A 13,239-nucleotide genomic window follows, 5' to 3' on the forward strand; every position below is an offset into this window, starting at 1 on the left:
TCGTTTTCCTTGTCGTCTCAGGCGTTCAGGCCTTTGGTCTCCCGGTCAGCCGGGAAGGGCACCGCTTGTCGCTCTAGCCTCATTGAGGCTAGAATGGCCAGATCGGACTGGTAAACAGGCGAGTCATCCAGCCGGCCCGGTTACTGTCTGCCAGCAGACCCCGGCCACCGTAGGTGATGTTGGCATCGGCAATCTGGTTCGATTGAATGGTGTTTTCCGGGGTGATATCCACAGGTCGTATCAACCCGGATACCTGAACCACTTCGCTCCCCTGATTCAGAGTGAGGCGTTTCTGACCTCGGATCCACAGATTGCCATTGGACAACACCTTGTCGACGACGACGGCAATACTGCCGGTCAGCTGATTGCTCTGACTGCTGTCAGCGCTGCCGGCGAAGTCGGAACTGGCCGTTATCTCATTGGCCAGCAGGTCACGACCCATGGCGGTAACGGTACCGCCAAACAGTATCGGGCTGGGCAGGCCTACCGAGCTGCCCTTGGCGGCATTGGTGGAAGCCGTCTTGCTGGCGTTGGTCTGCTCATCCAGAATGACATTGATCACATCGCCGACACGTCGGGCGCGAATGTCTTCGAAGAAGAATCGGTTCGTTGCCGACTGGTAGATGGCCCCGCTGGCCTTTTCTTCGTGAATGACAACCGGCGGATCTGCCGGCGTGAAATCCATGTCATCGCCTGGCGTGAGGGAGCAGGCGGACATGCTCGTCAGTGTGAGTATTGCCAGCGCCTTGCTGATGTTATCCATGGGCAGGTACATGATCAGCCCCTAGAGGTTGTTGTTGATGTATTGCAGCATTCCGTCCGTGGTGGAAATGGCCTTCGAGCTGATTTCATAGGCGCGCTGTGTTTCGATCATGCTGACCAGTTCCTCGACGATGTTGACGTTCGATGTCTCCACCGAACCCTGTATCAGGCTGCCCAGACCACCGACTCCAGCCGTACCCTGGAGGGGGGCGCCGCTGGAAGCTGTCTCCTGGTACAGGTTTCCACCCTTGGCTTCCAGTCCTGCAGGATTGATGAAGTCGGCCAGACCGATGACTCCCAGTTGTTGCGGAGCGGCATTGCCGGGCAGGGATGCGGTTACCGTGCCATCCTGACCAATCGTGATGCCCGTGGCGTATTCCGGAATGTTGATTCCCGGTTGCAGGGTATAACCGATCGAGGTCACCATCTGACCTTCGGAGTCGATCTGAAAGGAGCCATCGCGGGTATAGGCCAGTGTGCCATCCGGCGTCAGCACTTCAAAGAAGCCACGGCCCTGGATGGCAAGATCCAGGGGGTCTTCCGTCTGCGACAGATTGCCTTGTGAATGCAGCTTTTCGGTACTGACCACCCGCACACCGGTACCGGTACTCAGTCCCGATGGCAGCTGTGTATTCTGCGATGACTGTGCACCTGGCTGTCGGACGGTCTGATACAGCAGATCCTGAAAGACGGCACGATCTCGCTTGAATCCCGTGGTATTGGTATTGGCCAGGTTGTTCGAGATGACCTGCATGCGCGTCTGCTGCGCATCAAGGCCGGTCTTGGCGGTCCAGAGTGCTCCGTTCATTGTTTATCCTTTCTCGTGTTCGGTTTTCAGCCGATGACTATCAGCTGATCTTCAGTAGTTGGGCGGCCGAGACGTCGTTCTCCTTGGCCGTGCTCATCATCTTTACCTGCGTCTCGTACTGTCGTGACAGCTCGATCATCGTCACCAGAGCCTGTATGGAGTTCACATTGCTGGTCTCCAGTGACTCGGTTGCCAGTTTTACTTCGGCATCAGCAGGTTCTTCTTCGTTCGGCGTCGTGAACAAGCCGCGCTCGTTGCGCTTGATCTCGTCGCGTTCCGGGTTGACGAGCTTGATTCGGTCAAGTACTGCAAGTTCGCCACCATCCTGACCCAGGGGCTGAATCGTGACGGTTCCATCACGACCAATGAGGATGCTGTCATAGGGGGAGAGGGTGATCGGACCCCCTTCACCCAGAACCGGTTGACCGCTGGAAGTCACCAGCAGGCCCTGTTCGGTGACACGCAGGCTACCGTTTCGGGTATAGGCCTCCGAGCCATCCGTGTCCTGAACGGCGATGAATCCATCACCGTCCAGGGCCACGTCCAGCGGTACTCCCGTGCTGATGAGTTGCCCGGGTGAATGATCGATCCCCGAGCGATGATTCTCACCATAGACGCGACCGGGCATGCCTGGTCCGTAGACGGGCATTGCCTTGAAGTTGTCGATATCGGCCTTGAACCCATTTGTGTTCAGGTTGGCGAGATTGTGGCTGTTGCTGGCTTGCTTCAGCATCACCTGCCGCGCACCGGACATCGCCACATACATCATTCTATCCATCAGCGTCTACTCGTATTAACGTCGAATGTTGATAACGGTCTGCGTCAGAGTGTCACCGGTACTGATGACCTGTGCGTTCGCCTGGAAGCTGCGCTGGGCACCGATCATGGACACCAGCTCTTGCGTGATATCAACGTTGCTGCCTTCCAGCGCACCCGATTGCAGCTTGCCAAGACTGGCACTGCCCGGGGCACCCGTTGCAGGTTCACCAGAGGTGAATGTTTCCGTCCAACTGGTGGTGCCAACCTGACGCAAGCCGGATTCATTGGCAAAATTGGACAGGGTTACCTGACCCATGGTCTTTGCCTGGCCATTGGAGAATCGACCGAAAATGATGCCGGTGGAATCCACATCGAAGTCTTCCAGACGACCCGCGGAAAAACCATCCTGGGAGATGCGATTGACACCGAATGCGTCATCGAACTGTGTGATGTCACCGAAGTTGAAACTCAGGGTCATTGCCGCAGCGCCGCCGGAAGCCGGCGTGTACTGATTGGACTCGAACGTGGTGGAACCACCATCGATGTTGGTCAGCATGCCTGATTCATCGAAGTTCAGTTGCACGCCACCAGCATCACTCACTTCCTGGTCGCCGACAAAGGTATAGGCATTCCAGCTGGTGTCGGTTCCTTTCTGAAAGTAGACGTTGGCCACTTCAGCCGAACCGAGGGAGTCATATACCAGCGTCGATGTCGAGAAGTTGTAGGTGCTCGAGTCGTTGACGTCGAAGGGCACGAGTGTCTGATTGCCCAAGTCGTCCGTGATCACGGGTGCCTGCGCCTTGGAATCCAGGTTGGCAATCAGTTCGACATTGGTCGAGCGGTTGGGTTGCAGATCGGTGTAGTCGATCTGCAGATCCGTGACAATCGGCACGATCTCGGCGTTCGAGTCAACACTGTAGCCCTGCAGCCGGTTGCCCTGTGTGTTGACGAGATAGCCATCCTGATCCAGACCGAAGTTTCCCGAGCGGGTGTACAGGGCAGTGCCATCGTCATCCAGGCGGAACATGCCGAGACCTTCAACCGCAAGGTCGAGATTTCGTTCGGTGAACAGCATGTCACCCTGAGTATGTTCCTGTCGGATGTTGGCAACACGCACGCCCTGGCCCACGGTCGAGCTGCTGGAACTGGAAGCGCTGGTTGCATAAACATCGGCAAATTCAGCGCGAGAGCGTTTGAAGCCGGTTGTGGCGTTGTTGGCGATATTGTTGGATATCGTATTCAATTCGGTCGACGCGGCATTGATGCCGGTCAGTGCTATCTGGAAGGTCATGCTGTTTCCTCAACGTTTATTGTTCTGATTCGCTGGCCGTGTCGGGCGCGACGGAGCGAATCTGTCTGATGTCAGCCAATGTCAATATTTCTCCTTGTCTGGTGTTCAGGGTTGCCGCACCGCCTGCACCGAATTCGACTGAATCTATGATTCGTGTCGACAGCACCGAAGCGGATACGAATTCTTCTCCTTGTTGAGCAGTTACCACTGCCTGATAGGAACCGGGCGAGACACGCTCGCCGAATTCATTCAGGCCATTCCACGTGAAATCATGTCGTCCAGCAGGGTACTCACCCAGGTCGATCTGTCTGACCACGGTGCCGCTGGCATCCGCGATATCCACCCGTACCTTGCCGGAGCCGGCATCCAGTTCAAAGGAGCCACCAATGGGACCCGAATCGGGCAGCTCCATGTAGCCGCTCTCGATCATGACTTCCTGACCAACCAGCTGCACTGACTGCAAGGTCTGGCCGGTGGCGTAGGTGGCACTCAGATTGTCGAGTGACTCCTGCATGGCCTCGATTCCCGATACGGTACTGAACTGCGCCATTTGTCCAAGAAACTCACCGTTGTCCATGGGAGCCATGGGGTCCTGATTCTCAAGCTGTGCAGTCATGAGTTCCAGAAACTCATCCTGACCCAGCTCCTTGGTGTGGTTCGTGGTTGTCGCTTGGCTGAGCGTGTACTGATCATTCAGCGTTGCCGCGGAAACGGTAGCCATCAGGAGTCTCCCATCTTCAGCGTCTGCAGCATGAGCTGGCGTACGGTCGAGATCATGTCGACATTGCTCTGATAGCTGCGAGAGGCGGACATCATGTTGGCCATTTCCTCGACGTTGTCTACATTGGAGCCGAAGACATAGCCCTCTTCATTGGCCATCGGGTGACCGGGTTCGTAGCGCATTTCAGGGTCGCGAGTGGATTCCACAACCCCGCGACTGCGTACTCCGCCAATCTCGTTTTCAAGTACTGCGGCAAACACCGGATGACGCGCACGGTAGGCCTCCTCTGGTGTACTGGCCACAGAGCTGGCATTGGCCAGGTTGCTCGCGGTCGTGTTCAGGCGCAGGCTTTGCGCGCGCATGGCGCTGCCGGCAATATCAAATATGCTTTGTGCCATGATCATTCACTCCTGAGTGCGCGAATCAGACCGTTGACTCGGCTTTTGATGAATTCCAGACTGGCCTGGTAGCGGACATTGTTCTCCGCAAAGCGGGCCTGTTCGAGGTCCTTGTCCACGGTATTGCCATCCAGAGAGGCCTCCTGAGGTTGACGATACATGAGGGGGACTGATGTGCCGCCTGTCTGGCGGGTGGACAGATGCCGAGCGTTGGTAACCGCCATCCTGCCGTTACTTCCGTTCACGCCCTTCAGGGCCAGCCTTGTGCTGGAGAAGCGTTGTGTGCCACCAGCGTCCCGCAGTACCTCAGCGAATGCCATGTCACGCGCCTTGTAGTTCGGTGTATCGGCATTGGCGATATTGCTGGCCAGCACCTTGGTTCTCTGTGATCGCAACTTCAACGCGTTTGCGTGAGTCGACAGGTAATCATCAATCATGAGAGCTTCGACTCCTTTTTTTCGAATGCCTGATACAGATCTCGGCCTGCCTTCTGTATTCGTGAGACCGAATCGCGGTTGTTACCGTTAGCTTGCGTCGTGGTGTCATGGTTGCACCGGAATGTTGACGAATCTGGGGTTCCAGCGTGGCACGGGGCTGTCCTGATAGAGAACCAGCGAGAGTTCGTTGAGAGTGGTTGGAGTGGCCGCGTTCTTGGAAAAGATGACTGATCCGTTCACGGCGTAGCCGCCGTAGGCCTCGTTGATGATTTTCTTGTAACCGATAACGCTACCGAGAGTATGTGTGCGGCCCTGGAACCGTACACCTGAACTGCTCATTGCGACGGCACCTTCATCCAGTGCAATGAACATCGACTCCGAAGGCAGCACTGTGAAGGTCGTGCTCAGCTGACCGTTGGTCGAGTAACCACCTGCGGTGGTCAGCGTGATGGTGACGTCGCCATCGGGCGTATTCCACACGCAGGGGAGGACGTCTTCACAATCGGCGTAGGCGCTTGTCACCGTACCCACGGGAATGTTCGTGAATGCCGGCTGACGGGCAATTCCACCGTCGAGTACCGTCAGGGACCATTCACTGAGCGTGTTGCTGCCCGATTCCTGGTCAAAGACGATCGAGCCGTCCATGGAAGCACCCGCCATCAGCGTTCTGGCGGTGCCACTGGCACCTGCGCCAAGCAATTGTTCGGAAGGCTGGTACTGGTCACCGCGACTGTCCACCGCCTGACCGCCGCCGGTGACGGACACCTGAGTGTCATGCAGGGTGTCGATGGTGTAGTTGAGTTGCAGTCGGTCAAGGGATCCGATGTTGTCTGCATTGGTCACCGTGAGCGAGAACTGTGAGTCCTCACTGGTCCAGCTGCAAGGAACGGTTCTGTCGCAATCCACCGTGGCACCCGGATCGCCGATCACCGAATCTCCACCAGATTGCACCGGATCCTCAAGCAGGTCGGAATCTGCATCTGCATCTGCATCTGCATCCGTGTCCGCGTCACTGTCCGCGTCACTGTCCGAGTCGCTATCCGAGTCGCTATCTGAGTCGCTATCTGAGTCGCTATCTGAGTCGCTATCCGAATCCGAGTCACTATCCGAATCCGAGTCACTATCCGGATCGACGTCAGCGTCTACCTCTGTGTCGGTGTCCGAATTGGCATCGCCGGTTCCCGTGTCGGAGTCGTCATCCGTATCCGTATCCATATCGGTGTCGGTGTCGGTGTCGTCAGTCACCATGTTGGAGTCGCCATCGGTATCGGCGTCGGTATCTGTATCGCCGGTTACCATGTTGGATTCGTCATCGGTATCGGCGTCGGCATCCGTATCGCCGGTTACCATGTTGGAGTCGTCATCGGTATCGATGTCGGTATCCGTGTCGCCAGTCACCATGTTGGAGCCGTCGTCGGTATCGGCGTCCGTGTCCATTTCACCACTGTCCACATCGGCCTCGCTCTCATCGGCGTCGGTATCCGAACCGTCGGTCGTGTCAGGGGTGTCCGTGGTGATGCCATCATCCAGTTCATCCTCCGAAGAGCCGGATTCCGATGACGCTGCAGGAACTTCTCTGATAATCGTTTTTTCTGTACACCCACCGATGGCCAGACAGCCAATCAACAGGATCCAACGTCGCTTGATGCGTATAGACATGATGTCTCTCCTTTCCGAAATATGTCCACGTTGTCGACCGCCATCGGGTTTAGTGAAGCACCTCTCAAACTTGTTACCGTTAACTACAGTTTGGAGTGCCGTGATTCCGCTGTATGGACCGATGCTTGCGCTAACGGAAGAATGGATATACGAATCAACCGGCTTTGCAGCTGGCACAGCAGTATTCTGTGCAGCCTCTTGTTGTTGGCACTGCCAGGTACAGGCGGTGCGGCAGAACTCCAGTCCCTCGAGGCGATATCCCAGGCCGTCAGGGAATTTGTCGTTGCCGAGCAACCTTCGGACAGAGGTATCCAGGTTGAAGTCAATTCCGTTGACAGTCGACTCCGACTGGCGCGTTGCGAGGGTCCGTTGCAAACGTTCTGGTCGCCCGGTAGCCGCAGCATCGGACGGGTGACAGTACAGGTCGAATGTCCTGGTCCGAAGCCCTGGCGTCTGCATGTTCAATCAACCGTGACTCTGGAAGGAGAGGTGTGGGTACTGTCCCGAGGTGTGCAACGCGGTGACTTGCTGGATGAAAGCGTGTTGGTCAGGCAGGCGGTGACACTGGGCGCCAACAATGCCGCATTCACTTCCCTGGGAGCCCCGATCACGGATCTGGCGCCCTGGATGGGTTATTCATTCACTCAGCGAGTGTCTGCCGGCAAGGTTCTGAACGAACGCATGCTGAAGCCGGCCAGGCTGGTGCGCAAGGGGGAGGCAGTACTGATTCGAATGGAGACTGCGGGCCTGAAGCTGCAAACCAAGGGTGTCGCCCTGAAAGATGCTGCGGCCGGCAAGGCTGTTCAGGTCAGGAACAGCAGGTCAGGCAAGGTGATAGACGCGATTGTGGTCGGCAAAGGCGTCGTCGCCGTTCTGAACTGACGACGGGAAATTCTACTTTCAAGCTAATCTGAACATCACGAATATGAAGAACAACAAGTCGATAGCCACTGTCCGTGAATTTGACAGGCCGGATATTCAGTCACGTCTTGCCGAGGTGCAGGACAGGATCGAGCAGTTCAGGAGACTTCTGGCCGATGAGGCTGCCTTGATGAAGGTGCGCAACGCTGCCGACCTGCCGGTTCTTGTGGAGAAGAAGAATCAGGCCATTGCCGAATTGTCGCGAAGCGAGGCGTTCCTGATTCACCTGTTCGAGGCCCACATGGATGAACCTTCGGTGGTGGAGCTTCGTGAGCAGTTGAATGCCTGCCGCGAGTTGAATCGAATCAACAAGGCGGTTGCGATGTCAGAGCTGAATGCCACGCGCAAGAGCCTGGACCTGCTGCGTTCCCTGCAGAGGATGGACGATCTGCCGCTGTATGGCGCGGCGGGCAAGATCAATGTCGTTCGCGAAAAACGCAGGCTTGGAGAAGCCTGAACCTCAAGCCGGAGACGTCATTGTGAGCCTTGCGGACAGGGCTCATTGATTGTACGGGTTGAAGGGATCCACAACGGCTGTTGCTGCGGAATGTGTCGCGACCGGGGCATCCGGTCCGCCATCCCGACCTGCCAACCCGTGACGCTACAGAGTGTTCGCCGCTTGCGCGAAGACGTGGACGAGACTCCGGGAGTCAGCAGGTTGGCTTTTTCGTAGGCAATCGGGTCGGCCTCAGGCTACCTTCGAGGCAGTCTTGTATGCCTGCCAGAGTTGGTTGATACCGGTGTTTCTGTCCGACTGATTCTCGGTGACAGCGTCATTGGTTTCGCCTTGTGGTGCAGGACTCGAGGTAGTCGTCGAGGTGTGTGGGGCCGTGTCCTGGTAGCTGGGTGCTTGCTGGGCGGTTGGTGATTTCTTCATTTCGCTGCGCAGCAGAAATTTTGGCACGTAGGAGCCCGGCTTCATCTCGATGAACACGGTGGTGTCCGGATTCTGCACGTAATAGGTCTCCAGAGAAGAGCGCAGGCGTTTGGCCAGCACACGAACTGAAGGGTCGGTCTGGGGGTCGAAGCTGGCTGGTTTTCCGAGGGCTTCGATTCCGACAGTGAATGCCTTTATCCGTCTGGTGTTGCCAATGAGTGTCTGTTCGACAACATATTTCAGGAATGCCGACATTTGCGGGGAGGCCGCGAACTTGTCGGTGGTCAGTATGCCGTTGAGTGCAAGAGTCACTTCTTCGGCGCTGATAGGGGATACGGCTTGTTCGCTGTCTTGAATCATCATGGTTTCGCTTTGCTCCCTGGTGAATTTGCCGAAATTGGCACGGGTATGAAGGAAGGAGCAAGAATGGGACGCAATCGGCATGTTATGTAACGTGGGAGGCGCAGTGGCCGGTAGTTTCAAGGCCATGAAACCCCGTTAAATGGGGCTTTGGCAGCCTCGAAAAGTAACAGTTACAAATTGGATAAATTTCGGATTGCTGCTTCGAGTAACGTGCCAAAACGTGATTTGTGTCTGATTTCTCACACGCCGACAAATACATGACGGATTGGTTCCCGCGTTGTGTTGGAAATTTGGCGTTTGCTCGGCGCGGTGTCATGGATCAGAGACACTGTACTGCGTATTACCCTATGTACGACGTCAGGGGTTCAGTCGTGGTCGCAGCCAGCCGTCAACGTAGGGAAGACGAAAGCATGCAAAAACCCACACAGAGAACGAGCAGATGCTGATATTGACAAGAAGGGTAGATGAAAGGATCTTCATTGGTGAGGACATCACACTGTGTGTGCTCGATATAGAAGGCAATCGTGTTCGCCTGGGTCTCGAAGCGCCCAGAGATATTGCCATACTGCGTGAAGAGGTACAGCAGCGTTATGATGTCGAGGCATCCAATGATGCCCACCATTCTGCAGAGATGGATTCCAAGCGATCAGCCTGACGTTCCATTCTGGCACTCGGAGTCGTCCACGCTGAATCTCTCCGGATTGTCAGATTCAAGGCCTTCCTCGTGGACTCTTCAAGAGACGCACTGGTGAAAATGGCACAACTGTGAGGAAATCCACCCGCGAGTAGCCACCCGATGTGAAAATCTCTTGCGTAGCTGTTGACACCCCAGCTCACCGACCTTACAATTCCGGAGCTCGATAGCAGGCCAATCATTTTGTTGGTCTGTCTTTCGTTCAGGCCCTCGAAATTTTCTCCGGATCAGCTCCGGGGTCTGATCAGTTTTCAACGGAATTCCCGACCCATGTCCGGGTGCAGGGCTGTGCTGCGAAGCATGCCTGACCAGGCCGGACCAACGACAGCATTGTATGGCGACGATCAATCAACTTGTCCGCAAGCCGCGTAAGCGCAAGGCGGAGAAATCCAATGTACCGGCTCTGCAAGCCTGCCCGCAGAAGCGTGGGGTTTGCACTCGTGTGTATACCACTACACCGAAGAAGCCGAACTCGGCGATGCGTAAGGTCGCCCGTGTACGCCTGACCAACGGTTACGAAGTCACTTCGTACATCGGTGGTGAAGGCCACAACCTTCAGGAACACTCTGTTGTGCTCATTCGTGGCGGTCGAGTCAAGGATTTGCCGGGTGTTCGATATCACACCGTTCGCGGCAGTCTTGATACCCAGGGTGTAGATTCACGCCGTCAGGGTCGTTCCAAGTACGGCGCCAAGCGTCCCAAGGGTTAAGCCAGTATGTCAAGAAGAGTTCAAGCACCCAAGCGAGATATCCTGCCAGACCCCAAGTACGGCAGTGTTCGATTGGCGAAGTTCATCAATATCATGATGCTGGACGGCAAGAAGGCCGTTGCAGAGCGTGTCATCTATGGCGCTCTGGATGTCATCAAGGAAAAAGGCGCATCAGAGCCTGTCGAAGTGCTCGAGCAAGCGCTTGAAAATGTCAGTCCTGCGGTAGAGGTAAAGTCACGTCGAGTGGGTGGTGCTACCTATCAGGTGCCTGTTGAGGTTCGTCCGGTTCGTCGTAGTGCTCTGGCCATGCGCTGGATCATCGATGCCGCTCGCAAGCGTGGTGAAAAATCCATGATGCTGAAGCTGGCCGGTGAGCTGAGCGATGCGGCGGAAAAGCGTGGAACCGCTGTCAAGAAGCGCGACGACGTGCATCGTATGGCGGAAGCCAACAAGGCGTTTTCTCACTACCGCTGGTAAGCGGATCTGGTGTGAAGCTAATTTAGTCTGGACCCGAGTCTGTCTGTGGCACGCATCACGCCTATATCTCTGTATCGCAACGTCGGCATCATGGCTCACATCGATGCCGGCAAGACGACCACGACCGAACGTATCCTGTTCTATACGGGTGTGTCTCACAAGATAGGTGAGGTGCACCACGGATCAGCCACCATGGACTGGATGGCGCAGGAACAGGAACGTGGAATCACCATCACGTCTGCGGCGACAACCTGTTTCTGGAAGGGAATGGATGGTTCGCGCCAGCAGCACCGCATCAATATCATCGATACACCCGGCCACGTCGATTTCACCATTGAAGTCGAGCGTAGTCTGCGCGTGCTCGATGGGGCGGTGGCTGTGTTCGATTCCGTCGGTGGGGTGGAGCCTCAGTCGGAAACGGTCTGGCGTCAGGCGAACAAGTATTCGGTGCCCCGAGTCGCCTTTGTCAACAAGATGGATCGTGTTGGTGCGGATTTCGATCGGGTGCTGAAACAGATCAGGGAGCGTCTGGGTGCGAATCCGGTTGCCATTCAGATTCCCATCGGCGCTGAAGAAACCTTTGCCGGTGTCGTGGACCTGCTCGGCATGAAGTCCATTCTGTGGAACGAGGCGGATCAGGGGCTGACTTTCACCGTTGGTGACATTCCACCGGAGCTGCTGGAGAAGGCGCAGGCGGCCAGAGAGTTTCTGGTAGAGGCAGCCGCCGAGGCCGATGAAGCTCTGATGGACGAATACCTGGAATCCGGCGAATTGTCGGAATCCGATATTCGTCGAGGTCTGCGTCAGCGCACGCTGTCCAACGATGTCGTGCCGGTGCTGTGTGGCTCTGCCTTCAAGAACAAGGGTGTGCAGTCCTTGCTGGATGCCATCATCGATTTCATGCCGGCGCCCGACGATGTGGCTGCCGTGGAAGGTGTGTTGCCCGACGAGTCGATCGGTGAGCGACCCGCCAACGACGAAGCGCCATTCTCGGCGTTGGTGTTCAAGATCGCCAATGACAGTTATGTCGGCTCATTGGCGTTTCTGAGGGTGTATTCCGGGGTCGTGAAAACCGGGGACATGGTCTTCAATCCGCTGCGCGGCAAGAAGGAGCGCATTGGTCGCCTGTTGCAGATGCATGCCAACAACCGCGAAGAGATCAAGGAAGTGCGCGCTGGCGATATCGCCGCTGCGGTCGGTCTGAAGGAAGTAGGCACCGGTGACACCTTGTGCGAGCAGAAACATTCCATCGCCCTGGAGAGAATGGAGTTTCCCGAGCCGGTCATTGCAGTGGCTGTCGAGCCGAAGACACTGGCAGATCAGGAAAAGATGGCATCTGCTCTGGGGCGACTGGCGAAGGAAGACCCGTCGTTTCGTGTTCGAACCGATGACGATTCGGGGCAGACAATCATCAGTGGTATGGGTGAGCTGCATCTGGACATCATCGTTGATCGCATGAAACGCGAGTTCAATGTGGAGGCCAATGTCGGCAAGCCGCAGGTGTCCTATCGTGAAACGATTCGCCAATCTGTCGAGGCGGAAGGCAAGTTCATTCGTCAGACAGGTGGAACAGGTCAGTATGGTCATGTGCTGTTGCGCATGGAGCCGCTGGAGCGTGGTGCCGGTTTCGAATTCGTCAGCGAAATCGTTGGCGGCAGCGTGCCGAAGGAGTATATTCCTGCGGTCCAGAAGGGAGTCGAGGATGCACTTGCCAACGGCGTGCTGGGTGGCTTTCCGATGGTTGACCTGAAGGTGACGCTGTATGATGGGTCCTATCATGATGTGGATTCGAACGAGATAGCCTTCAAGATTGCTGGCTCGATGGGATTTCGTAATGGTGCCAACGAAGCCAGTCCGGCATTGCTGGAGCCGGTCATGAAGGTAGAAGTGGTGACTCCCGAGGAATACATGGGAGACGTCATGGGAGATTTGAACCGACGTCGGGGTGTTGTCGTCGGTATGGACGAGCAACCGGGCGGCAAAGTCATCCGGGCTCAGGTACCATTGGCAGAAATGTTCGGTTATTCAACCGACTTGCGCTCTGCCACGCAGGGCAGAGCAGTGTATTCAATGGAATTCGAGAGTTATGAAGTACCACCTCAGGCGGTGGTTGATGCAGTACTGCATCGTTAGCCTTACTAAATGTAGTCATTAATACTGTATCATCCGCAGCCCAGACCCGATTCAAGACCTGACGTCGGTCTGTGAAACCAGGGATCGCATGGGCGATCAATCGAAAACGAGGCCAGAACTTAAGTGTCTAAGGAAAAATTCGAACGTAACAAACCGCATGTCAACGTAGGCACCATTGGCCACGTCGACCACGGCAAGACCACATTGACCGCAGCGCTGACTATCTGCCA

16 protein-coding genes are annotated in these 13,239 nt (G+C 56.1%); 7 read left to right on the top strand and 9 right to left on the bottom strand.

The window, feature by feature from the left end:
* Positions 1-88: 88 nt before the first annotated feature.
* From ACUNV4_RS28650 to ACUNV4_RS28685, 8 genes are all read right to left on the bottom strand, one after another.
* Positions 89-763 (bottom strand): flagellar basal body L-ring protein FlgH, encoded by a 675-nt coding sequence (locus tag ACUNV4_RS28650; protein ID WP_430882095.1) that lies wholly within the window; start codon positions 761-763, stop codon positions 89-91.
* A 21-nt stretch (positions 764-784) separates the two neighbouring features.
* The gene (gene flgG, locus ACUNV4_RS28655) at positions 785-1,570 is read right to left on the bottom strand and encodes a flagellar basal-body rod protein FlgG (protein WP_430882096.1); all 786 of its coding nucleotides are present in this window, start codon (positions 1,568-1,570) and stop codon (positions 785-787) included.
* 40 nt (positions 1,571-1,610) lie between these two features.
* Complete coding sequence (gene flgF, locus ACUNV4_RS28660; protein WP_430882097.1) at positions 1,611-2,348, bottom strand: flagellar basal-body rod protein FlgF; 738 nt, start codon at positions 2,346-2,348, stop codon at positions 1,611-1,613.
* 15 nt (positions 2,349-2,363) lie between these two features.
* Positions 2,364-3,620 carry a flagellar hook protein FlgE gene (gene flgE / locus ACUNV4_RS28665; protein WP_430882098.1) on the bottom strand — a complete coding sequence of 419 codons (1,257 nt, stop codon included), beginning with the start codon at positions 3,618-3,620 and terminating at the stop codon, positions 2,364-2,366.
* A 16-nt stretch (positions 3,621-3,636) separates the two neighbouring features.
* Complete coding sequence (locus ACUNV4_RS28670; protein WP_430882099.1) at positions 3,637-4,341, bottom strand: flagellar hook assembly protein FlgD; 705 nt, start codon at positions 4,339-4,341, stop codon at positions 3,637-3,639.
* On the bottom strand, positions 4,341-4,745 hold the full coding sequence (gene flgC / locus ACUNV4_RS28675; RefSeq protein ID WP_430882100.1) for a flagellar basal body rod protein FlgC: 405 nt from the start codon (positions 4,743-4,745) through the stop codon (positions 4,341-4,343). The genes ACUNV4_RS28670 and flgC overlap by 1 nt, the downstream gene beginning before the upstream one ends.
* Complete coding sequence (flgB, locus tag ACUNV4_RS28680) at positions 4,742-5,176, bottom strand: flagellar basal body rod protein FlgB (RefSeq protein WP_430882101.1); 435 nt, start codon at positions 5,174-5,176, stop codon at positions 4,742-4,744. The genes flgC and flgB overlap by 4 nt, the downstream gene beginning before the upstream one ends.
* 105 nt (positions 5,177-5,281) lie before the next feature.
* Positions 5,282-6,835, bottom strand: a complete 1,554-nt coding sequence (locus ACUNV4_RS28685; RefSeq protein ID WP_430882102.1) for a hypothetical protein — start codon at positions 6,833-6,835, stop codon at positions 5,282-5,284.
* 141 nt (positions 6,836-6,976) lie between these two features.
* Between ACUNV4_RS28685 and flgA the strand changes: the two genes are divergently transcribed.
* Positions 6,977-7,717, top strand: coding sequence for a flagellar basal body P-ring formation chaperone FlgA (flgA, locus tag ACUNV4_RS28690; RefSeq protein WP_430882103.1), 741 nt, complete (start codon positions 6,977-6,979; stop codon positions 7,715-7,717).
* A 43-nt stretch (positions 7,718-7,760) separates the two neighbouring features.
* Positions 7,761-8,213, top strand: a complete 453-nt coding sequence (locus ACUNV4_RS28695) for a hypothetical protein (protein ID WP_430882104.1) — start codon at positions 7,761-7,763, stop codon at positions 8,211-8,213.
* Positions 8,214-8,444: 231 nt separating this feature from the next.
* On the opposite strand, the gene ACUNV4_RS28700 is transcribed toward ACUNV4_RS28695, so the two are convergent.
* On the bottom strand, positions 8,445-8,996 hold the full coding sequence (locus ACUNV4_RS28700) for a hypothetical protein (protein ID WP_430882105.1): 552 nt from the start codon (positions 8,994-8,996) through the stop codon (positions 8,445-8,447).
* A gap of 439 nt (positions 8,997-9,435) precedes the next feature.
* On the opposite strand from ACUNV4_RS28700, the gene csrA reads away from it, so the two are divergent.
* The 5 genes from csrA to ACUNV4_RS28725 all read left to right on the top strand — a co-directional run.
* Positions 9,436-9,651: a carbon storage regulator CsrA gene (csrA, locus tag ACUNV4_RS28705; protein WP_430882106.1), complete on the top strand. Its 216-nt coding sequence runs from the start codon at positions 9,436-9,438 to the stop codon at positions 9,649-9,651.
* A gap of 373 nt (positions 9,652-10,024) precedes the next feature.
* Positions 10,025-10,399, top strand: coding sequence for a 30S ribosomal protein S12 (gene rpsL, locus ACUNV4_RS28710; protein ID WP_088917206.1), 375 nt, complete (start codon positions 10,025-10,027; stop codon positions 10,397-10,399).
* Between the two features lie 6 nt (positions 10,400-10,405).
* A complete protein-coding gene (gene rpsG, locus ACUNV4_RS28715; RefSeq protein WP_430882107.1) occupies positions 10,406-10,876 on the top strand; it encodes a 30S ribosomal protein S7 in 471 nt (156 codons plus the stop codon).
* Between the two features lie 45 nt (positions 10,877-10,921).
* A complete protein-coding gene (gene fusA / locus ACUNV4_RS28720; RefSeq protein ID WP_430882108.1) occupies positions 10,922-13,009 on the top strand; it encodes an elongation factor G in 2,088 nt (695 codons plus the stop codon).
* Positions 13,010-13,132: 123 nt separating this feature from the next.
* Positions 13,133-13,239 (top strand): GTP-binding protein (locus tag ACUNV4_RS28725; protein WP_430882112.1); only part of this gene is annotated, 107 nt, incomplete at its 3' end.

Source organism: Granulosicoccus sp. 3-233, assembly GCF_052681095.1.